Below are 22,292 nucleotides of genomic sequence, written 5' to 3'. Positions count from 1 at the left end.
CCCTTGTACGTATTATCACGCTAAGTCTGATCTATTTTTATACTGCTCTAAACTTTCTGGGTTGGCGATAGCACTTGTGTTTACAACATTTCGTTGGTGGATGGCATCTCTCACCGCTTTTTCTGCTATTTTCCCTGATTTAGTTCTGGGTATTGCAGAAACTTGTAATATTTTTGCGGGAACATGATGGGGAGAGCACTGATTGCGAAGTTGCGTGTTGATACGATTGATTAAGATATTATCGAGCGTTACATCTGGTTGTAGCTGAACAAAGAGAACAATTCGAACATCGTTTTGATACTGCTGTCCAACAACAACAGAATCGACGACTTCATGAAACGGATTGACTTGACGATAAATTTCAGCAGTGCCAATGCGAATACCACCGGGATTTAAGATTGAATCAGAGCGCCCATAAAAGGTGAGCCCACCGTGATGAGACACACTGACATAATCGCCATGATGCCAAGTGTTGGGGTAGGTATTCCAATAAGCATGGAAATATTTTTCCCCCTTTGGATCTTGACTAAATGCGATGGGTTGATTGGGAAAACTGTTGCAACAGACAAGTTCACCGCATGTATCAAAGATAGCTTCTCCTGCTTGATTAAATACATTAACGTCCATTGCTAAGGCTTTGACTTGGCACTCCCCACGCCACACAGCACCGATTGGATTGCCAATGGCAAAGCAACCACAAATATCGGTTCCGCCTGCAATTGATGAGAGCTGAATATCTTGTTTGATGTGCTTATAGACATAATCAAACTGCTCAGGTGCGAGTACTGAACCTGTAGAGCAAATGATAGCAAGTTGTGACAATGTCACGTACTTGTTCGGTATGATCTGCATTTTTTCTATGGTCTCTAAGTATTTGGCGGAAGTGCCAAATAAGCGAAGGTTCTCTTTGTCTGCCATTTTCCACAATTGATAAGGATCTGGGGATAAAGGCGATCCATCATATAATACGAGTGTTGCGCCTGATGCCAAGCCACTGACTAACCAGTTCCACATCATCCAACCGCAAGTCGTAAAATAAAAAATGGGATCGGAAGGTTTAATATTGCAGTGTAATTGGTGCTCTTTCAGGTGATTTAATAGGGTTCCACCGACAGAGTGAATAATACACTTGGGTTTCCCCGTGGTACCTGATGAATACAATATATACAGCGGATGATCAAAGGGCGTAGGAGTAAACGCTAAATCAGGGTAATGAATAACATCTTCCATTTCTTGCCATGTACTCACGGTGATATGAGAAGGTAAGGAAGGACTTTGTAACAGTAGTTTATCGATAGGATTTTGGTTTATATAAGGATAAACAATTAATTTTTTGACACTAGGAAGGGAAGATAAAGCCTCTGCCAATGTGGTTAAACTGGTTATTGTTTTGTTGTTATAAATATAGCCATCGGTAGTAAAAATAACTTTAGGTCGGGTCTGACTAAAGCGTTCGACAACACTTTCAGTCCCGAAATCAGGAGACGTGGATGTCCATACTGCACCTAAAGAGGTGGTCGCTAGCATAGCAATAACTGTTTGCGGAATATTAGGCATGTAAGCGGCAACCACATCGCCTTTTTGTACCCCTTGTTGTTGTAAATACTGTGCGACTATTGCTACTTGCTGGTGGAGTTGTTGCCAAGATAGTCGCTGCTGGGCATGTTGCTTATCTGTATCTTTAAAACTGTGTTCGTTATAAAAAACAATTGCATCTTGTTGGCTTAGCTTCGTGCTGTAAGCAAGTAAATTTTCGGCGAAATTGAGCGTGGCATCAGGAAACCAGCGTTGATCTTTATTGGGAATAGGGCTGTGTGTTGGACAATAGACAATGTTTTCACCTTGGTTGCCAATTACATTGCAAAATTGCCATAGCTGTTGCCAGAATTGATCACTATGTTTTATAGACCAGCGATGCAATTGGGTATAATCATGAAATAGACGTTTGTGTTGTTCACTGATCTGCACCATAAATTGATACAGCAAACTATTTTGAATGCGTTTTCGACTTGGCTTCCAGAGACATTGCTTATAATCATCAGTCATTAGTATGTTCTCCGTCCTTCTTAAAATGCGCTATTTTTGTTGAAGAATTAAAGATGAGGTGCTGCTTTGATGAAAGGCTCAAGCTGGTTACAGTGTTTTTCTATAGCGTTAATGGTTGGAAAATTTGATAAATCAATATTAAAACGTCGGGCGTTATACACTTGAGGGATCAAAAATATATCGGCTAAGGTTGGGGCAAGTCCAAAACAGAACTTTTCAGGGTTATTGTTACTGGCAAGCTGCTGTTCTAATGCTGTAAAACCTTGATCTATCCAGTGGTGATACCATTGTTGTTTTTGTTCTACTGTAACGGTTAATTTGCGTTCTAAATAGTTGAGTACACGTAAGTTATTTAACGGATGGATATCACAAGCGATGGATAACGCAAAGGCTCGGCATTGCGCACTTTCTATGGTGTTACAAGGCAGTAAACTTGGTGTTGGATAACATTGCTCAAGATATTCGATAATAGCGAGAGATTGATATATGTAACATTGGTTATGCTCAAGTGTAGGTAATAAACCCGTCGCATTCATGTTTTTGTAGTGGCGACTGTTTTGCTGATTATCAAGCAGCGAGATCGGCACACAGGTATAATCTAGCTGCTTAATGTTTAAGGCAATTCTTACTCGATATGAGGCTGATGAGCGAAAGTAATCATATAGGGTAAATGCCATATTCAGCTCTCTTTGAGTAATTAAGGTACTTGAAGTTAATGCTTAATAAAGGGAATAACGGCTTGTTCAATAGCCCCAAAAATAGAATGTTTATCAGCATCAAACATTTCTATTTTTACGCTATCACCGTATTGCATGAAGGGAGTTTGAGGCTCGCCTTGTTCTATCATTTCCAGCATTCGTTGTTCAGCAATACAACAAGAGCCAGATAACCTATCTACGTTAGAAACTGTTCCTGAACCTATGATAGTGCCAGCGGTTAATGGACGACTTTTGGCAGCATGATGAATTAATTGGGCAAAGTTAAATGTCATATCAACACCTGCGTTGGGGTTACCAAAGAGCTGCTGATTTAAGTGAACATAAAGTCGATTATTGACCTTGTTCTCTTTCCATGACTCGCCTAACTCATCAGGTGTCACCGCGACAGGAGAAAAAGCCGATGAAGGTTTAGATTGAAAAAAACCAAAGCCTTTAGCCAGTTCTGTTGGGATTAAATTTCTTAGCGACACATCGTTAACAAGCATTAACAGTTTAATGTGTTTCTCAGCATTTTTTACGCTTGTCGCCATAGGGACATCATCTGTAATAACGGCTATTTCAGCTTCAAAATCAACGCCCCAATTAAGATCTTCAACTTCGATGGGCTGTGTAGGGTTTAAAAACTGATCTGACATACCTTGATATATTAAAGGGTCTTGCCAAAAGCTTTTTGGCATCTCTGCACCTCTTGCTTTGCGCACCAACTCAACATGATTAACGTAGGCACTACCATCTGCCCATTGAAAAGCGCGAGGAAGGGGAGATGCACAATGCATTGGCTGAAAAACAAAACGATGCTCAAGCATTTTTCTATTTAGTGCGTGATAAAGATCATTAAGAATGGGTTCAACATCAGCCCAATGGTCCAGTGCATATTGCATGGTAGGGGCAATATGTTGAGCTGATACCGCCCATTTAAGATCGCGAGAAACGACAATGAGCTTTCCATCTCTACTTTGTTGTAATGAAGCAAGTTTCATTGTTGTTATCCTTACTTTTATTGTTATTCAGGATGTTGATGACGTTGCCATGACGCCACATAATTATGTAATTCAACCTCACTAACATTGGGTGCAATATCGAGAGGGTTTCGAGTATCTATCATTACTGCTACTTCATCGATAAATGTTTTAGGTGCTTGTTGGCTTTTTATTAAAGCGTTAGGGTGTGGACCATGTGGAAATCCGCAAGGATGAAACGTGATCATGCCGGGTTTAATATTGTCTCGACTGAAAAAATCGCCATGGTGATAAAAAATCACTTCATCATAATCATTATTACTGTGAAAAAAGGGCACTTTTAAAGCGTTAGGATCGCTTTCAACAGGACGAGGTACAAAGGTACACACAATAAAATTATCACTGACAAAGGTAGAGTGTGCTGATGGTGGAAGGTGATACCGATGGCTCATGAGTGGGCGAATGTCACGCCAATTAAGTTTTAGTACCGTTAGATTTCCTTTCCAGCCGATGCTATCTAAGGGATTAAACGGGTAGCAAATTGTATTAATTTGGTTACGCGCTTTTAACAATACCTGCCAATTATCTTCTGTTTGTTGTACTTTAAATGCAGCATTGATTTTAGGGTATTCAAGTATTGCGGGATCAAAGAGGGCATGTTCACCGACAATCCCATGATCAACACTTTTAAAACTGTTATTGGTTGCTTCAATCATCAACAAAGTAACCGTGTTGGGCGTTTCAATTCGCCATGTTGTAGAGCGAGGAAGCACAAGGTAATCCCCTTCATTAAAAGGCAGATGACCATAATCGCAATACAAATCTCCACTACCTTGATGAACAAACAATAATTCGTCACCATCACCATTTCGCACCAGATGATCCATACTTTTATTGGTTTGCCAAACACGCAGTTTAATATCGCTATTGGATAGCAGTAGTGGTGCATCCCAAGGTGTATCCCCGATTTGGGGCAAAGCTAAGGCATCAAATGCTCTTGGTTTATGCTCACCACACCATGAGACCCAACTTGTTGGCGGATGTTTATGGTACATGTGCGTTGCTGGGCCAAAAAAACCTTCTCGACCGCATTCGCGTTCGAAACTGTCATTGGGTAAGTCACAATGTGCTTGTTTGCTTGATAGCCCTTCAATAATTGGAAACTGAAACCATTTATGCATTCCTTGCCTCATTATTTACTCTTGCTATCACTTAACTGTGGTTGAAAGTGCAGAAATCGCAATATTATTGATTAGATGCAGAATGAAAGATGTTCATTCTTGTTTACATTTTTTGCATCATTAATCAGATTAAGTGTTAGTCAAATTAGGCATTAAAGCCTGTTTTTTAGTGATAAAAATGGCTGATAATAAGGATCACTTCTAATATTTATAGAGTTAATAATAAAAATAATAGTGTCGGTTGGTGGTTAGTCTATAAACGGAGGCTATTATGCAAAAGAAACAGAGTAGTAATCCGACAAAGCATTGTTATGTCTCAAAGCCTGTAGATCGTAATGGGGTTATTACTTGGAATGAAGAAGAAAATGCTATTTGGCATCATCTTATAACTCGCCAACTTCATTGTGTGCAAGGCAAGGCATGCGATGAGTATATAGCGGGTTTAGCTGAATTAGATTTACCTCACGATCATATCCCTCAACTAAAAGAAATAAATCGAGTATTACTCGATACCACAGGTTGGCAATGCGTTGCTGTACCTGCCTTAATAAGTTTTGATCATTTCTTTTCTTTACTCGCACGCAAGCAATTTCCTGTTGCCACCTTTATTCGTACTAAGGCTGATATAGATTATTTGCAAGAGCCTGATTTTTTTCATGAAGTATTTGGACATTGCGCAATGCTAACCAACCCATATTTTGCACAATTTACGCATTTTTATGGAAAACTCGGTGTAAAAGCGACGCATGAGGAAAGAGTTTATTTAGCTAGACTATACTGGTTTACGGTTGAATTTGGTTTACTAAATCAAAATGGTAAATACCAAGTTTATGGTGGTGGTATTTTATCATCGCCACAAGAAACACATTACGCGACGGTCAGTACCATACCGCAACGTGTTGCTTTTGATCCTATAGAGGTAATGAGAACGCCATATAGAATTGACATACTACAGCCTAAATATTTTGTATTGCAAAGTATGGAGCAACTTTACCAAGTGACTAACCAAGATATTTTCGGGTTGGTAGCAGAAGCACAGCGAAAAGGATTACGCGCTGCCACCTTTAGCTAAAAGGAAACGATTAATGACGAGTTTAGATAAATTGAAATGTGAAGCATGCCATTCAGGCTCACCAAAATTAAGTGATGATATTTTAGCTGAATACATGGCGACATTACCAGAATGGCAAATTATTAATCCTAACGGTGTAAATCGTATAACTCGTACATTTAAATTCAGTAATTACAAACAAGCGTGGGAATTTAGCAATAAAGTGTCGCAATTAGCAGAAGAAGAATTTCATCATCCGACGCTTGTTTTAGAGTGGGGAAAAGTAACAGTAACATGGTGGACTCACGACATTAAGGGGATTCATTTAAATGATGTTATCTGTGCAAAGAACACTGAAAAATTGTATTTGAGTTAAATCCGCATAAATCGTGCGTATATCATTTATTTTCTTGTTATAATACGATGTTTTAAATCGGATTTTGCATTAAAAATAAGGCTTTATTTATTTTTCTAACTTAAAGTTTCTTGCTCTAAATGCAATGAAGGAAGACAATACGCGCCTGTTTATATTTAGTATGTTTAGGTTTTGTCTAAGCAACACTACTTTTACTGTGTCTCGCTGTTTTAACATTTATTAAATGTATTCAACAGTCTGGTACGATTGCAGTAAGAATAGCGATAGAAAGAAATTAACAATGACAACACAAACGCCACAGCAACAAACTCCATCAGAATTGATGATCGCTTGCGAAGAATGCGGATTGGTAGTCGATATCCCAGATATCAAAGATGGACAAAAGGCGGACTGTCCTCGCTGTGGACATACCTTAGCGAAAAGAATCATCATGCCATTTCATCGCCCTTTAGCGTACGGTCTTGCATGTTTGATTATGTTGGTACTCAGCCTTTCTTTCCCTTTTCTTTCATTTAGCGTGAATGGAATGGGGCAACAAATCATGCTGCTGAATGCCGCAGAAACATTACAGCATTTTGAGAATAGCTTCCTTGCATTACTGTTGATGTTAACCGTATTGGTTTTTCCTGCGGTCTACATCATATTAGTCATGTATCTCTATTACCGTGCAGCGCATGTTAAACGAATTGGGTATGTACGCGGTAACCCTGAAACTATAAAGCTGTTGTGCCGAATATTATTTAAAATTCAGCCTTGGCTAATGGTAGATGTATTTCTCATTGGCGTATTAGTCAGTTTGGTTAAAATTTCAGCGTTAGCGCATATTGGAATGGGATACTCATTCTGGGCATTCTGTATTTACAGCGTTTTGGTTGTAAAATGTGTTTCATTAGTTGATCGAACATGGTTGTGGGATCAGTTTTTTGTCATGAAACACATAGAGGGGGTACATGATGGCGACACACATTTATCAAATAATCATGTGGGATGCCATGTTTGTAATCAAATAAATCCTCTGCCTAATAGCCATCATGCCAAATGTATTCGTTGTGAAAGCAAGCTTCATGGTTTCAATCCATCACATTCATTACAGTATTCATGGGCTTATTTAATCGCTTCGATTATTTTTTATATTCCGGCAAATTTGTATCCTATGATGTATACCGTAAGCCTAGGACAAACCGAAGGTTCCACTATCATGGGTGGTGTGGTGATGTTATGGAAAATGGGGTCTTGGCCAATCGCGGTGGTGATTTTTATTGCCAGTATCTTCATTCCTATGGCAAAAATGTTTGCCTTAGCGTGGCTTTATTACTGTGCAGGTAAAAAGCCGAATGACTCAACACGAGAGTCTGTAAAACGTTTAAAAATCTATCGTATGACAGAATTTATCGGTCGATGGTCTATGGTTGATATTTTTGTTGTCGCGATATTAGTTGCACTTGTGCAGTTGAAAAACTTGATGGCTATTTCACCAGGACCTGCTGCAATCTGCTTTGCAACAGTAGTGGTATTTACCATGTTATCGGCAATGAGTTTCGATCCTCGGGTGTTTTGGGGTGAAAAAAATAAAATTAATTATGGTTCAGAGTTAAACACTACTGAATCTAATCAGTAGTCACTAGCCAGTATTAACGAGAAACAGAAAATGAGTGATAACCAGCCAAATGAGGCTAAAGTACAAAACCTGAAGCAAGTATCTGCAATTTGGATCATTCCTGTTGTGGCTTTGGCTATTGGTATTTGGATGTTTGTTCAATATCTTAATAGTAAAGGGCCTGAAATAACGATTCGCCTTCCTAATGCCTCTGGTATTGAAGTGGGTAAAACCGCGATTAAATCTCTAAATGTGAAAGTCGGTGTTGTCACCAAAGTTCAGCTAAGTAAAGACTATAGCTATATAACAGTGACCGCACAGATGGATAATGATACAGAGCGTATGTTGAAAAACGATACTAAGTTCTGGGTTGTTAAGCCACGAATTGGCAAAGAAGGAGTGTCTGGTTTAGATACGCTTCTTTCTGGTGCGTATATTGAAATGCAACCAGGCCAAGGTAAAGATGATAAATATCATTTTAAAGCGCTAGAAGTCCCCCCTGTTGCACCTGCGGATGCGAAAGGATTACGTGTTGTACTGACAAGTCATGAAGCCGGTAAATTGAGTGTTGGTGACCCAGTATTATATGATGGCTTTACTGTTGGTCGCGTTGAGAAAACGAGCTTTGATATCAATAGTAAACTAGCTAATTACCAATTGTTTATCTTTGAACCTTATAATCGACTAGTACGCACAACCAGTAAGTTCATTATGCAATCTGGTATGAATGTACAAATGAGTGCTGAAGGTTTTAACGTCAAGATTGGATCATTGGAATCGTTAATTACTGGTGGTGTCACATTCCAAACACCATCTGATGATCAAGGTATGGCTCAGAATAAACAATTAAAACATTACCGTTTATTCGATAGTGAGCAAGATTATCACGAGAAAATGTACGATAAGTACTTAAACTTTGTCATGTTATTTAAAGAATCCATTCGTGGTTTGAAAGCGGGAGCACCGATTGAATACCGTGGTATTCAAATTGGTACGGTACAGAAAGTGCCATTGCGTTTACCAAACAGTGAAGAAGGTTTTACAAGCGAACAAATCCCTGTACTGGTACGTATCGATTTAGGTCGAGTATATAACCATTCAGATGAGGGTACATTGGATAATCTGCGTGTAAATCTTGAAAAAGAGTTTAAGAACGGACTTCGTGCAACATTGAAAACCGGTAATTTATTAACAGGTGCGCTATATATTGGCACTGATGTGTACAAAGGCGAGAAACCTGAAAAACTGGCTAAATATGATGGTTACGAAGTCTTTCCAACTAAAGCGGGCGATCTTGCTGAAGTGCAGAAGCAGTTAACTAATTTACTCAATAAATTTAATAAACTTCCTGTAGAAGATACATTGAATTCAATGACTGCGACTTTAAAGGCATCTGAGAAAACAATGAATTCAGCAGCGCGTGTTACACAAGATCTTGATCGTATTCTTAAGCAAAAAGATACTCAGACATTACCGTCTGATATTAAAGCGAGTTTGAAAGAGATCCAAAACACCTTAAATGGCTTTAGCCCAAATGCAGCAGCGTACCAAAATTTACAAGGTGCACTTGTACAATTTGAGCAAGTGATGACGGAACTACAACCCGTACTTCGTCAATTAAATGAGAAGCCAAATTCATTAGTGTTTGGTGATGAGAAAGCGAAAGATCCTATTCCAGTTGGAGGCCGTAAATAATGAAAAAGTGGTTATTAATTGCAGCGGTAGCGCTTGCTGGAACAGGATGTAGCTCAACAGAACCGGCATTAAAAACATATATGTTACCGATGCCAACCAGTGCGAATACGGCACATAACATTAGTAATAAATCATTGTTAATTGTGCGCCCTGTTGAAGTTGCGGCACATCTTGCTGGTACTGGTTTAGTGTATCAAACCAGCCCCACTGAAATTGTTGAAGCGCAGCAAAACCTTTGGGGTGAATCACTGAGTACGCAGTTAACGCGTCGAATCACATTTGATTTACGCCAAAAACAAACTAAGTTTTGGGCAACACAGCTAACACCAACATTGTCTACTGCAGGTATACCACGCTTACAAGTGCGTATTAACCAGTTTAATGGTGTTTATAGCGGTGTTGCTGAAGTGGCAGGTGAATGGTTATTGATTAATGGTAATGGCGATTTACAAACCGTACATCCATTTTCATTCCGTGTACCTTTAGCAAAAGATGGTTATTCAGCGCAAGTGGAAGCACTGTCTAAAGGTGTGGATGAGTTAACGACTCAGTTAGCACGCTCTATCAAGTAGTTTTTGAACAGTAGAGTAAATATTAAGCCGACGTTAAATACGTCGGCTTTTTTATTTTTAAGAATATGAGATTCATTATTGTAATTGGCTTATTTAAATACTAGGGTTTTGTCTTTGATTTTAGAGAGAAAGATGAAATGAAAAAACTAAATGGTTCCTGTTTATGTGGCAAGGTGCAGATAGAAGTGCCTGATGATTTTGAGTATATGGGGAATTGTCATTGTTCTGAATGTCGTAAATTTACGGGGTCAGATTACTCATCGGTGGGAGGATTAAGCTCAGAGAAATTTCGCTTTAAGGCAGGTGAAGATGCTGTGTCGATATTTCAAAAAAGTGAAGAAACGGAACTCGCTTTTTGTCGAATCTGTGGTTCAAGTTTGTTTTCAAAGAAACTAAAAACAAACAAGCATAATATTCGTTTAGGGATTTTAGATGATATTCCAACGCATAAGCCGAGTTTTCATATTTTCACGTCATCTAAAGCACCATGGAATGACATAACCGATAACTTAATACAGTTTGAGAAAGGCCCTGTTAAATAGCGTATAGATAAACAAGGAAGACAATTAACAAGGAGATAACTGATGTATATCGGTGAAGTGTCTAAATTAACAGGAGCGTCGGCCAAAGCAATACGCTTATATGAGTCGTTAGGCTTGTTGGGAACAGTAGTAAGAAAGGGGAGTTATCGTATTTATGATGATAACCATGTTAGAACCGTTACTTTGATTAAAGGTGCAAAATCTATCGGGGTTAGTCTTGCTGAATTTAAGAGGTTGTTAGGAGATAAAAACGCGCTAAGTTGTGATGTTGTAAGCACATTTCTTGATCAGAAAAGTAGAGCAATAGAAGAGCAAATTAACCAATTTCACCGGCAGCAAACGATGATCCAAATATACTAAGACAATATTAAAAAGTGTTTAGAATCGAATTGGTTTTTCCCTACAGGGCAAGGTGTAAACTGAGCTTAAAAAGGGAAAGATATTTATGTGTATTAAGCTTTAATAGTAAATAGAAAATTATATTTTAGGGGGAGTAAACGAAGATTTTTGTGTTAGACATGTAACTAATCCTAAATGAACATAAATACATAGTTATACGTGATCGAAACAATGAAGTAGTGTATTAGCATTCTAACACCATGAACTTATTATTTTAGACGATGTAATTATTTTCTATATTTTATTTTTTATACCAAGAAATATAATCAAAAATTCAGCCAAAAATAAGTTTAGTAGTCAATAAATACTGGTCTTATTTTAGAGGTTTACCAATATGGTTGTCAGACTTATTAGATATTAATCCGTCATTATATTGATGTAGTTGTAATTGGCTAAAATAGTGATATCACTACTTTCATAGAGCTGTTAAAAACAAAAGATCTTAGTAAAAATGTTGCGAATATGTGTTTATATTTCCGTGATTTTCACATTTTATCTTATAGTGTGAGTATACTGTCAATAAGAATATTATTTCTTTATTCTGAAATATGACGTGAGTGGCTCATGAAACAGTATATTTCTCTTAATATATTTATCTTGGTGTTTTTTATAACTGCTTGTAATAATGACAATAGCGTTACAGATACAGTAACTGATAACAATAGCGTGTCAGTTATAGACACAGGAATTGATGACAATAGCGCCTCAGTTATTGATACAGGAACAGATGCAACTCAATCAGGTAAAGCAACCGTCTCTGGTACTGCGGCTGTTGGTGCTGGTTTAAAAGGACATTCTTTGGATTTGTTTGAACTCGATCCAACTAATAGCTCTCAACCGAAATTATTAGAAACAATTACGCTAGATGAGTCGAGTAAGTTTGAAGTTTCAATCCTAATGTCGACGGATACGAGTTCAAGAGTGTTCCTTGCACAAGTTAAAGATTTAGAATCACCTGATACTGTTGTTATAGAGTCAATTATATTTGGGCAAGACTTTGATAAATCTGTAAAGATAACGCCTTTCACCAATCTCATCGCAAAAAGCCTGCTTAAAAGTGAAACATCATTAGATTTAGCTTCTATGAGGCGAGAGTACGATCAAGTTGCCAGTAGTGTTGTAGCCATACTTAATCCTGTTGCAGAGGCGTTAGGCTCTTCGCTTGATATTGACTCTCTGTTGTTTGGTGATTTCTTTGTAGAATCAAGTGGTCATGATGAACTAATTGAAGCAGTCACGTTTGATTGTAATGATTCAAATTGTGCTGTTGATTTTGCAAGTGATAAAGTCAAAGAGAAAGTGATCGAGCTAGGGGTTGAAACTGAATTTACTATTAATGAGACATTAATAGATAAACTAATACAGGCGGGCTCTGCTCTTGATGAATTGAAAACTAGCCCAACCGCCGATTTTGACTTTACAGCAAGTATTAAAGAAGCAGGCCCTGTAGTGGTGCTCTTTTCATATGATGCTTCTTGGGGCCAACCAGGTGATTCATGGGCTGGATACAGCGGTAAGATCAAATTGATAAACCTTACCGACACCCCTTTAGATGTGGCAAATAAATCCATATCGATGATTTCAGAAAAGCTGAGCATGAGCGGTGCTTGGGGCGCCGAGCTTCAAGAGAAAATAATAGATAATAATAAAACCAAATACACGTTTACGATCCCTCATTACGCCCAGCCTTTGCAAAAAGATGAACACCGAGTCATTGGTTTTAATGGTAAAGGCATTGCATCGGAGGTAAATGACTTAACCCGCTGCCGCTATGAAAATGATAGCTGCATCATCAAATACGATGACACATTATCAACTTACGTTGGTGGCAGTTCTTTTGTGATTAGTGTCGATAGTGAGGAAGTTGTTGAAGATGGTGATATCACCGATGACGTTAACGAGAGTGGGGCAAATCTTGGCCGAGAACCAATTGTCGATGACCAAAATACAGTTATTGACATTACCTTAGAAAAATCTGGCTCACCTTGGTCAACGGGGTTTAATGGTGTGATCAAATTCATATCGCCAGTGGCGACCTCTTCTTGGACTTTGTCGTTTTTAAAGCCTGCTGATGTGAATGATATTAGCATGTGGTCACACGGAGGTGGATTACAAACGGTGGGTGGACAATCGTTTATCAATGTTAGCAACAAAAGCTGGAATGGCGTTTTGACTCCTAATATTGAAAATTCAATTGGTGCCAGTGTTCAAGGTAAGGGCACTTATGGCGTAATATCGAGTGATAGCTGTACTTTAACTCTTGATAGCACTAATTATCCTTGTCAGTTGATCGCTAACGAAAATGCAGCCAGTGTAGAAGATCTTTCTAATATTAATAGTGTTGGTATAACCCCAGCAGTTATCATTGATGATAATGAGACTGTCGATTCAGGTAACGAGTCTATTGTGGTCGACAATACACCCACAGATATTCCTGCTGCGTTGGTGAAAGGCAGTGGTGTGACTCAAAGTAAAACCCCAAAGAATATAACGTTTACTTCACCGAGTGATTTTAAAGGTAAAGTCGTTGCAGGTTATTTATCTGATTGGAGTGTATATGGTCGTGGTTTTGACGTTGAACGCTTACTAAAAGATGATACCTTTCCCTATAACAAACTGGTTTTTGCATTTTTAGCTATTTGTAGTGATCAAGGTTCGCTTTCTGGAAAAATTCGAGCGCAGTGTGCCGCGGAAGGTAAAAAAGATTTTGAGGTGGTCTTTTTAGATCCATGGGCAGACTTTGGTTTAAGCGTCAGTTCTCGCCAAAAGGGTAACCCTTATGTTGATGGTTTTAGTAAGGGGATTATTGAACAGCTCGATTACATTAAAAAACGAGTCCCTAACATTAGCATCTCAGCCAGTATTGGTGGCTGGACTATGTCAGAGCCATTCCATCGCATGGCAGCCAATCCGGTACATATTGCAACCTTCGTTAATTCATTAAAAGAATTACAAGATAAATATGGCTTTACTGGTTTTGATATCGACTGGGAATTTCCTGGTCATGGTGGTGCTTCGGGTAAATTCACATCAAATGATGGTCAATATTTTAAGGACTTGGTCTGTGCTGTGAAGGCAGGCCTTGGTGATGACATTGAAGTATCTAGTGCGGTAGGGGCAACGAAAACATATATTGATCATATCGGCGCATATTATAAAACCATCTATGACCAAGGCTGTCTTGATTACATTTATATGATGAATTACGACTACTTCGGCGCATGGGATGATAAAATTGGTCATCAAACGAGTGTGATGCCGTCCTCTTCACTAACAGGGGGAATACCTAATGACGATGATACACGGTGGAGTGTCAATGCCGCTATCAAGTTATTTGAGCAAGCCGGTTTTAAGCGTGATCGTTTATTGATGGGGATTGCCAATTACGGTCGAGGTTTTAAATCTCTTGATTTAACCATCAATCAGCAAGGTGCGCTTGGCGGGACGAAAACCTCTACATCACCATCGTCAGGTACGTTTGAAAGTGGAGTAGTGGAAGGCTACGATCTTTGGCGCAATGTAGCTGGTGAAGATCTACAGGGGCGTGGCGATTTTGCACTTTATAGCGATTTTGAAGCTCACGCTGATGTATATTACAATAAAATCACTGGTGATTACATTTCGATAGACACGCCACGCACCGCCTATATTAAAGCGAAGTTGGCTGATGTTTTGGGGTTAGCGGGCGCTTTCGTTTGGACTATTGAGCAAGATGATGGTCGCATTGTTACCGCAATGCAAGATGGATTTGGTCTTAATGGTGATGTGCCATCTGAGCGTGCGATAACCTACTCCGCCTGCGGTATTCCATTTAAAGATGACGAAGAGAATTTGTGTGCAGAGCTTTATAGTGGACTCAATAATTTCTCATCTGGTAGTGGTTCAGGTAGTAGCATTGCTACTATCCTCAACGCAGCCGTTAACCTTCCTTCGCCAGGACAAACTGTTCGTGTAATGGATGGTATAATCGTAGACATTGGAACTGGAACAGATACAACTCCAGCACCAGATCTAGATCAAAATGTGGTTCCTGATTCTCACATTATTTATCGTTCAGAGCTCAATCAACATCAAACGAATGCAGAAAGTGCATACAAAGAAAGTATTAATGCTGCTAAAAGCCTACTCAGAACACGGGATAATACTATTGTTGAGGCAGTCTCCCCACTAAATACAACTAACCCTGATAACGTCAAGCGTGTTGAAAGCATGTTTAATCAAAGTAATTGGGATGAATTGTTTTCTCACGCTGCGCCTGAATACTCTTATACTAACTTCTTAAAGGCTGTCGCTAAGTTCCCTGCATTGTGTGATACCTACACCGATGGACGTGATAGCGACGCTATTTGTCGTAAGTCACTCGCAACTATGTTTGCTCATTTTGTGCAGGAAACCGGTAAAAACTCTGAATATGATGGTGATACATGGAAACAAGGCTTGCACTACGTTCGAGAGATGGGATGGACTGAAACCTCACGAGATGGATACAACGGCAATTGTGATGTTTCTAGCGATTTTGCCAGTCGAGTGTGGCCGTGTGGTAAGTTTGAAAACGGTGACTACAAGTCCTATTTTGGTCGTGGGGCTAAACAATTAAGTTACAACTATAACTACGGACCTTTCTCTAACGCGATGTACGGTGATGTGTCTATATTGCTTAATAATCCAGAGATGGTTGCTGATACATGGCTTAATATCGCTTCCGCTATCTTTTTTTATGTGTATCCACAGCCACCTAAACCATCAATGTTGAGTGTCATTGATGGCTCTTGGACACCTAATCAAGCTGATATCGATGCAGGTTTAAATAACGGTTTCGGTATGACCATTCACATAATAAATGGTGGGCTTGAATGCGGCTCTGGTAACGAAGATGCGAGAGCTCAAAATCGTATAAATTATTATAACGAATTTGCTAATTACTTATCAGTGACAACTCCAGCCGATGAGGTGCTTAGTTGTAAAAATATGGCTCAATTCTCTGATGTTACCGGTGGTTCCGGCTCTGTTCCTATTTATTGGGAGCAAGATTGGTCAAGCCCATATAAATGTAAATTAGTTAACTATCAAACAGCTTACACAACGTTTGATATAGGTGGGTACGAAAAGTGTGTTAAGGACAAATATCCTGATGTAGTTATTTTGGAGGATGGCGATAGCCCTATTGTTAATGATGACTCAAAAGATACAGAGACTGTAGGTGATGGTGATGCCGTTGGTGATTCAGATGGTACAGACACTGCAGATGTAGGTGATGGCGTTGATGATTCAGATGGTACAGACACTGCAGGTGTAGGTGATGGCGTTGATGATTCAGATGGTACAGACACTGCAGGTGTAGGTGATGGCGTTGATGATTCAGATAGTATAGACAATGGAGACGTAAGTGATGATAATGATTTGAACACTCCTACAAATGCACTGTGTCAATCTTTCAATATTTACCCGAACTGGCCTGCAAATGATCATGCTGATGGTGGAGATATCGTAGTTTATGATGATATTGCTTACAAAGCATCATGGTGGACAAACACAATACCAGGTAGTGATGAATCATGGACATTACATTTACGATGTGACGGCGTAGAGCCCTCGTCACAAACTTCTCTAAAAATGCCAAACCCCAAAGATCCTATTGATCTTAACATGCGACATTGGCCAAATTATCTTTCTATATCGGCACCAAATTTAAATCTTTCAGAAAATATACCAAGTACTGTTAGATTCGAATTACCAGTTTTAAACCAACTTACAGATAGTAATCACTTAACCGATCATTTTAAATCTTTGGCTGAACAATTATTACTTAATGAAGAAAGCAATATTACTATTTTGCTTTCCAGTGATATGTTTGATATGAATTATCAGGACGAACTTTCAACATTAGATAATATTCCTGTAAATTTAGCTCTGACTAACGCTATTGCAGTAAATAATATTCCTTTAGATAGCTCATTACTAAATTCATTATCAGATGATGTCAAAGGTTTACTTAAAGCACATAATTTACTAATTAGTCAATTACTTCCTGATGCAAATATTGGGTGGCAGGTGATAATTGGTGATTTTGCCTATGATCAACACTCTGGTGGTTATCGTTCAGTTTGGAACATGGCTTCATTACCGGTAGTTAATTTGCTTACAGATTACGAACTTTATAGTGGTGAGTACTCTGCTCATTTTGTTGCATTTAGTAAATCATCAATGACTCCAGCATTAGATAACGACCAGTGGGATAATGCTCTTCGATTTATTAAACAAGTCACAGATACTCTGAATGTCCCTGCTATGCTAGCTTCGATACCAAGTAACCAAGCTGGTAATTACTTTTTAGGTTTGACTTCAGCAGATAGAAAGCTTCGACACGCAGCATACCATAATATATTTTCGATTCAGTTTGATACTGTAGATATGGCTTTGCAGAATAAAATAGAATCTTACTTACAAAATAAATTGCCTCTCTACAATTCGGGAGGTGGTATGTCAATTTCGGATAGCACATTAACAAATATTACTTCGTTAAATGACGAATTAATAAGCGTTACAACGAAAATGAACAATCAAGTTCTTCTTTACGAGACGCCGAATAACGGTTGGGAGCCTTCAAATGTATACAAATGGGATGACTTTTTAACTGCTCTTCATACAATGCATAACATTGGTGTCTCTGGTACTAAATTTTGGCTTACTGATATTGATGCAATAGATGAGAAAAATATTCAATATGCCAAAGTCGCAATTGCTGCATTTTTAGCACAATCTATGCAAGAAACCATACAATATGATGCTTGTGATGAAAATAATTGGGCTCAAATAAAATACGGTGCTCCTGTTGATTATCCCATGAGTGCATCATGTGGTCAGTTAGGACAAAAATATGCTGACTACGGTGTTGATAAAAATACGAATCTTGATCATCCTTATTCTTGTCCACGAACACCTAAAATAGAAGTTACAGCAACGACTCACGCTAAGTGGTATGGCGCACCTAGTCCTATATTTGCCGCACCTGATTCTGTTCTCGAGGCTGCAGGCTTATTAGTAAATGGCTCTGTTGGTCGATGGGATTTGTCAAATTCTTGGTGTGACTCACCACCAGTTGAAATCGATCATACCAAACAAGCATGGGAGCGTGATTCATGCAATGTATATGTAGGCCAGAAAGATGGTAAATTCGTATGGGATGGCAGTTCTGAGACATCTGTTGAGGGGTGCGCTTGGTGGGGAAGAGGCGTCATCCAAACAACAGGTCGCAGAAATTTTGGTACCTTGAATCACTTTTTAGGTAGAAGCCATGTTGACCCAAGTACATTTGGCACTACTATCGAAGGCGATACTGTCGTTATGGCGCCTCCAGGTGATCCAATATATGCAAAATTAGACCTTTGCTCTAACCCTCAATTAATATGTACAACTGAAGAATATCCTGAATTGAAATGGATAGCGGGTTTATTTTTCTGGATGACATCCGTTCAAGCCTATAGCAATCCAGGCGGTCCATATGAAAGTTGGAATTATTACGATGAGTTGAAAAAATATGTCGATGATGGCCTTGTTGGAAATAACTTCATTGATGCTGTATCTGGCATTGTAAATAGGGGATGTCCCGCCGATCATTGTGAAACGGGTGAAGTGCATGAAATACAAGGTCGTCGTGATAACTTTATTAAAGTACTCAAAGCACTTGGTCTTGATCCAAAATAATAACGTATCAAGATGATATTTTATTGAAATTTATATTTAGCAGACTAATGTGATACTTCATCTATAACTTTCAATACTAAGTTGTTTGTTTAGGTGGAAAAATAACTATACAAATTTCATTAATTTAGCTATCAACTTTGTTTAGGCTCTTTAGCCGAGAGCCTAGCTATTCATTTTTTCATTTTTATGCCATCTAAAGCACCATGGAATAACATAACCGATAACTTAATGCTGTTTGATAAAGGCCCTGTTAAATAGGGTATATATAGATAGACAAGGAAGACAATTAATAAGGAGATCAGTGATGTATATCGGTGAAGTGTCTAAATTAACAGGAGCATCTGCCAAAGCTATACGCTTATATGAATTGTTAGGCTTGTTGGGAACAGTAGTAAGAAAAGGGAGCTATCGTATTTATGATGATAACCATGTTAGAACCGTTATTTTGATTAAAGATGCACAATCTATCGGGGTTAGTCTTGCTGAATTTAAGCGGCTGCTAGGAGATAAAACAGTACTAAGTTGGGATGTTGTAAGCACATTTCTTGATCAGAAAAGTAAAGCAATTGAAGAACAAATTAACCTATTGCACCAGCAGCAATCGATGATCCATACGTATCAAGACAATATTAAAAAGTGTTTAGAAACTAATTGACTCTTCCCTATAGGGCAAGGTGTAAGCTGAGCTCAAAAAGGGAGAGGCATCTATGTGCAAGAAAGTATTAGTTATTAATGGAAACCCAAAGGCTAAGAGTTATTGTCATGAACTAGCGCAGAGCTATATCATAGCTAGCGAGAAGAATGATGTCAGGCTGTTAAATTTAAGTATGATGGATTTTGATATCAATTTAGTGAGTGGTTATGAAGCAGTACAACCGCTAGAGCCAGATCTACAGCATTTCCAATCATCACTTCTATGGGCAGATCACGTGGTATTTATTTTTCCTCTGTGGTGGGGAGGAATGCCTGCAAAATTAAAAGGGTTGATTGATAGAACATTTCTTCCCAATTTTGCGTTTAAATTTGAAGCTAAAAGCTTAACACCACAGCGATTATTAAAAGGGAGAACAGCTGAGCTGATAGTTACGATGGACTCACCTCCATTTTATTATCGTTGGATTTATGGCGATCCTATTTACAAGCAAATGAAGCGTACTATTTTAGGTTTTAGTGGCTTTGAAAAAGTATCTAAAACCTATATTGGCCCAATAATTAATGCGACTGAAGATAAAAAATCGAAATGGAATCAGCGGGTAGCTAAGCTTGCTAAAAAAGTAGCGTAATGCACTAATTTTAATAACTTTTAGTGATAAAGAGTATTAAAAGGGGATCTAACTTTCAATTAAATATTTTAATGAGTTGTTTACGTCAAAGATAACCTTAACTTCGTAAACATCCCCTTTGATAACGAGGCAGTTTGTACTGCCTACATTATACTTAATCTACATTCTTAACAGCGTATCTAATTGATAACTAATGTCGGAGGCTGATGCATTTCGACTAATACTGAAAGAGGTGTATTGATCGCCTCGGGTAGACATAGAACGATCAATTTCAGCAAGACAGTGAATGACAGCGCCATCTAAAATAAAAGATAATTCAATTTCTTTGCTGTTAAAAAATCCGCTATTACGAAATTCGATTTCTTGATAACAGCCCGATTGTGAAGCAAAGTGTCCGCCTTGTAGAAAACCTTTTTCCACATCAGCTTTCATTAAATGAAAGCCTGCATTCTCAATGCTCGCAATGACACTTGCGATAGCTGGGAGAGGTTTTACCTCGATAAAATCACGATCAGAAGGATCAATAGCGAAATCAATATCTAACGTTGTTTCTAACCATACTTTCGATTGGTTATTTTGAGTGTTAAGTTGGGTGATAGGTGTTTCATCATGCAGTTTAAATTCAAAAGGCAGCGATTGCTCCTCACTGGCATGAATCGTAAAAGGTTGATTAATTTTTATCGTTCCTAATACAAAGGTTTGATAGCTGTGCCCATTTTCTAGTTCTACTTTCATTTCAGTACAAAGCTTTAATGAAATAGCATCAATGACTTGTTCTACATCTCCACCTTTAATATGCACATTTCCTACTAATATCTCTCCCTGATAAAGTGAAGGATTATGCAAAATAGTATCTACTTTTGCAGAGCCAATACCTAATGAGGCTTTTAATTTTTTAAACATAATCTGCCTTTGTATGTATTTTTAAATGCGCGATGTGAGCAAATTATCACAACAATACCCAGCGATGTAACTTCAAAATGCGATAAAGACGTAAGTTATTATTTTTACTATTTATTATTGTTATATACCTCAATGTTTTGTAAAGAAATAGAGCAGGGCGCCAATCAGATTGATCAATCACGCTCAGTGAATCGTTAAAGTTTGAAAATAGGCGTTTATGTATTAGGTTGATTAATAAGAATGAACATTGATGAGAGGAAGTATGGGATTATTAGTGGATGGGAAATGGCACACTGATTGGTACGACACTAAATCGACAGGAGGCAAGTTTGAACGTAAAGCTTCAAGCTTTCGTCATTGGGTAACGAAAGATGGTCAAGCGGGGCCTTCTGGGGAAGCGGGTTTTAAAGCTGAACCTCATCGTTATCACTTATACGTTTCCCTTGCTTGCCCTTGGGCGCATCGAGCTATCATTTATCGTAAATTAAAAGGGTTAGAGCCCTTGATTTCAATGTCAGTAGTTAATGCTTTCATGGGCGAGGACGGATGGAATTTCGCATCGGGTGACGGTGTTGTTGCCGATCCCATCATTAATGCAGAGTTTATGCATCAGATTTACACCCATGCGGATCCTCACTATACAGGGCGAGTTACGGTACCTGTGCTATGGGATAAACAAAATCAAACCATAGTAACCAATGAATCAGCAGAAATTATTCGTATGTTTAATAGCGCCTTTGATAACGTTGGCGCAAATAGCCTTGATTTTTACCCAGAGGCACTACAAACAGAAATTGATACTTTAAATGATTTTGTATATGTGAACATAAACAATGGAGTATACCGCGCTGGGTTTGCAACTACTCAAGAAGCTTATGATGAAGCCGTTGTGACACTGTTTAATGCGTTAGATGCGATTGAAGCGCGGTTAACGGAAAATCGATACTTACTTGGTGATAAAATAACAGAAGCAGATTGGCGTTTATTTACCACGTTAGTGCGATTTGATGCAGTATACGTTGGACACTTTAAATGTAATCTTAAACGGTTAGTTGATTACCCAAACATTTGGGGATATTTACGCGATTTATACCAAGCCCCCGGTATTGCTGACACGGTTAATATTGATTATATCAAAGCCCATTACTATGGCAGCCATGAAACCATTAACCCTACGCGTATTATTCCTAAAGGGCCTGTATTAGACTTTTCTGAGCCACATTGTCGTGAAAAATTGGGTGCTGAGTTATAGGTATAGTCAATAT

At 38.5% G+C, this 22,292-nt stretch carries 16 protein-coding genes; 11 read left to right on the top strand and 5 right to left on the bottom strand.

The features are described from left to right. Positions 1-15: 15 nt before the first annotated feature. The 4 genes from C9J41_RS10355 to C9J41_RS10340 are packed head-to-tail and all read right to left on the bottom strand — an operon-like array spanning position 16 to position 4,905. Positions 16-2,046, bottom strand: a complete 2,031-nt coding sequence (locus tag C9J41_RS10355) for an acetoacetate--CoA ligase (RefSeq protein WP_107206961.1) — start codon at positions 2,044-2,046, stop codon at positions 16-18. A 47-nt stretch (positions 2,047-2,093) separates the two neighbouring features. Next, complete coding sequence (gene maiA / locus C9J41_RS10350) at positions 2,094-2,723, bottom strand: maleylacetoacetate isomerase (RefSeq protein ID WP_107247934.1); 630 nt, start codon at positions 2,721-2,723, stop codon at positions 2,094-2,096. A 35-nt stretch (positions 2,724-2,758) separates the two neighbouring features. Continuing rightward, the gene (locus C9J41_RS10345) at positions 2,759-3,745 is read right to left on the bottom strand and encodes a fumarylacetoacetate hydrolase family protein (protein WP_107206963.1); all 987 of its coding nucleotides are present in this window, start codon (positions 3,743-3,745) and stop codon (positions 2,759-2,761) included. 23 nt (positions 3,746-3,768) lie between these two features. Further along, positions 3,769-4,905 carry a homogentisate 1,2-dioxygenase gene (locus C9J41_RS10340; RefSeq protein ID WP_107206964.1) on the bottom strand — a complete coding sequence of 379 codons (1,137 nt, stop codon included), beginning with the start codon at positions 4,903-4,905 and terminating at the stop codon, positions 3,769-3,771. Positions 4,906-5,176: 271 nt separating this feature from the next. Here C9J41_RS10340 and phhA point away from each other — a divergent pair, with 271 nt between their 5' ends. The 10 genes from phhA to C9J41_RS10285 all read left to right on the top strand — a co-directional run bounded on the left by phhA (position 5,177) and on the right by C9J41_RS10285 (position 20,124). Next, complete coding sequence (phhA, locus tag C9J41_RS10335; RefSeq protein ID WP_107206965.1) at positions 5,177-5,977, top strand: phenylalanine 4-monooxygenase; 801 nt, start codon at positions 5,177-5,179, stop codon at positions 5,975-5,977. Positions 5,978-5,990: 13 nt separating this feature from the next. Continuing rightward, positions 5,991-6,332, top strand: a complete 342-nt coding sequence (locus tag C9J41_RS10330; RefSeq protein ID WP_107206966.1) for a 4a-hydroxytetrahydrobiopterin dehydratase — start codon at positions 5,991-5,993, stop codon at positions 6,330-6,332. 280 nt (positions 6,333-6,612) lie between these two features. Further along, positions 6,613-7,950: a paraquat-inducible protein A gene (locus tag C9J41_RS10325; RefSeq protein ID WP_107206967.1), complete on the top strand. Its 1,338-nt coding sequence runs from the start codon at positions 6,613-6,615 to the stop codon at positions 7,948-7,950. Between the two features lie 30 nt (positions 7,951-7,980). Beyond that, positions 7,981-9,624 carry an intermembrane transport protein PqiB gene (gene pqiB, locus C9J41_RS10320; RefSeq protein WP_107247937.1) on the top strand — a complete coding sequence of 548 codons (1,644 nt, stop codon included), beginning with the start codon at positions 7,981-7,983 and terminating at the stop codon, positions 9,622-9,624. Further along, entirely contained in the window at positions 9,624-10,196 is a 573-nt protein-coding gene (locus C9J41_RS10315) for a membrane integrity-associated transporter subunit PqiC (protein WP_107206969.1), read from the top strand. Before pqiB ends, C9J41_RS10315 begins: the two co-directional genes overlap by 1 nt. Before the next feature lie 137 nt (positions 10,197-10,333). Then, on the top strand, positions 10,334-10,738 hold the full coding sequence (locus C9J41_RS10310; RefSeq protein WP_107294531.1) for a GFA family protein: 405 nt from the start codon (positions 10,334-10,336) through the stop codon (positions 10,736-10,738). A gap of 42 nt (positions 10,739-10,780) precedes the next feature. Then, positions 10,781-11,098: a MerR family transcriptional regulator gene (locus C9J41_RS10305; protein ID WP_107294530.1), complete on the top strand. Its 318-nt coding sequence runs from the start codon at positions 10,781-10,783 to the stop codon at positions 11,096-11,098. A 705-nt stretch (positions 11,099-11,803) separates the two neighbouring features. After that, positions 11,804-18,841, top strand: coding sequence for a glycosyl hydrolase family 18 protein (locus C9J41_RS10300; RefSeq protein WP_158259677.1), 7,038 nt, complete (start codon positions 11,804-11,806; stop codon positions 18,839-18,841). 304 nt (positions 18,842-19,145) lie between these two features. Continuing rightward, complete coding sequence (locus C9J41_RS10290) at positions 19,146-19,496, top strand: MerR family transcriptional regulator (RefSeq protein WP_107262223.1); 351 nt, start codon at positions 19,146-19,148, stop codon at positions 19,494-19,496. A 52-nt stretch (positions 19,497-19,548) separates the two neighbouring features. Continuing rightward, positions 19,549-20,124, top strand: a complete 576-nt coding sequence (locus C9J41_RS10285) for an NAD(P)H-dependent oxidoreductase (protein WP_107294528.1) — start codon at positions 19,549-19,551, stop codon at positions 20,122-20,124. Positions 20,125-20,283: 159 nt separating this feature from the next. Here C9J41_RS10285 and C9J41_RS10280 read toward each other — a convergent pair whose 3' ends face one another. Then, a complete protein-coding gene (locus C9J41_RS10280) occupies positions 20,284-21,027 on the bottom strand; it encodes a sporulation protein (RefSeq protein WP_107294527.1) in 744 nt (247 codons plus the stop codon). 262 nt (positions 21,028-21,289) lie between these two features. Between C9J41_RS10280 and C9J41_RS10275 the strand changes: the two genes are divergently transcribed. Continuing rightward, the gene (locus C9J41_RS10275) at positions 21,290-22,279 is read left to right on the top strand and encodes a glutathione S-transferase family protein (RefSeq protein WP_107294526.1); all 990 of its coding nucleotides are present in this window, start codon (positions 21,290-21,292) and stop codon (positions 22,277-22,279) included. The last annotated feature ends 13 nt before the right edge of the window (positions 22,280-22,292 follow it).

This window comes from Photobacterium sp. GB-50 (assembly GCF_003026755.1).
Taxonomy (GTDB): domain Bacteria; phylum Pseudomonadota; class Gammaproteobacteria; order Enterobacterales; family Vibrionaceae; genus Photobacterium.
The sequence above is the reverse complement of the archived record's forward strand: the minus strand, read 5'-3'. Positions and strand labels throughout refer to the sequence as shown.

Excerpts from the sequence above, each read along its gene's own strand:
- C9J41_RS10290 (WP_107262223.1), top strand. The coding sequence starts at position 19,146 with ATGTATATCGGTGAAGTGTCTAAATTAACAGGAGCATCTGCCAAAGCT.
- C9J41_RS10340 (WP_107206964.1), bottom strand. The coding sequence starts at position 4,905 with ATGCATAAATGGTTTCAGTTTCCAATTATTGAAGGGCTATCAAGCAAA.
- maiA (WP_107247934.1), bottom strand. The coding sequence starts at position 2,723 with ATGGCATTTACCCTATATGATTACTTTCGCTCATCAGCCTCATATCGA.
- C9J41_RS10325 (WP_107206967.1), top strand. The coding sequence starts at position 6,613 with ATGACAACACAAACGCCACAGCAACAAACTCCATCAGAATTGATGATC.
- C9J41_RS10285 (WP_107294528.1), top strand. The coding sequence starts at position 19,549 with ATGTGCAAGAAAGTATTAGTTATTAATGGAAACCCAAAGGCTAAGAGT.
- C9J41_RS10275 (WP_107294526.1), top strand. The coding sequence starts at position 21,290 with ATGGGATTATTAGTGGATGGGAAATGGCACACTGATTGGTACGACACT.
- C9J41_RS10330 (WP_107206966.1), top strand. The coding sequence starts at position 5,991 with ATGACGAGTTTAGATAAATTGAAATGTGAAGCATGCCATTCAGGCTCA.
- C9J41_RS10305 (WP_107294530.1), top strand. The coding sequence starts at position 10,781 with ATGTATATCGGTGAAGTGTCTAAATTAACAGGAGCGTCGGCCAAAGCA.
- pqiB (WP_107247937.1), top strand. The coding sequence starts at position 7,981 with ATGAGTGATAACCAGCCAAATGAGGCTAAAGTACAAAACCTGAAGCAA.
- C9J41_RS10280 (WP_107294527.1), bottom strand. The coding sequence starts at position 21,027 with ATGTTTAAAAAATTAAAAGCCTCATTAGGTATTGGCTCTGCAAAAGTA.
- C9J41_RS10345 (WP_107206963.1), bottom strand. The coding sequence starts at position 3,745 with ATGAAACTTGCTTCATTACAACAAAGTAGAGATGGAAAGCTCATTGTC.
- C9J41_RS10355 (WP_107206961.1), bottom strand. The coding sequence starts at position 2,046 with ATGACTGATGATTATAAGCAATGTCTCTGGAAGCCAAGTCGAAAACGC.
- C9J41_RS10315 (WP_107206969.1), top strand. The coding sequence starts at position 9,624 with ATGAAAAAGTGGTTATTAATTGCAGCGGTAGCGCTTGCTGGAACAGGA.
- C9J41_RS10310 (WP_107294531.1), top strand. The coding sequence starts at position 10,334 with ATGAAAAAACTAAATGGTTCCTGTTTATGTGGCAAGGTGCAGATAGAA.
- phhA (WP_107206965.1), top strand. The coding sequence starts at position 5,177 with ATGCAAAAGAAACAGAGTAGTAATCCGACAAAGCATTGTTATGTCTCA.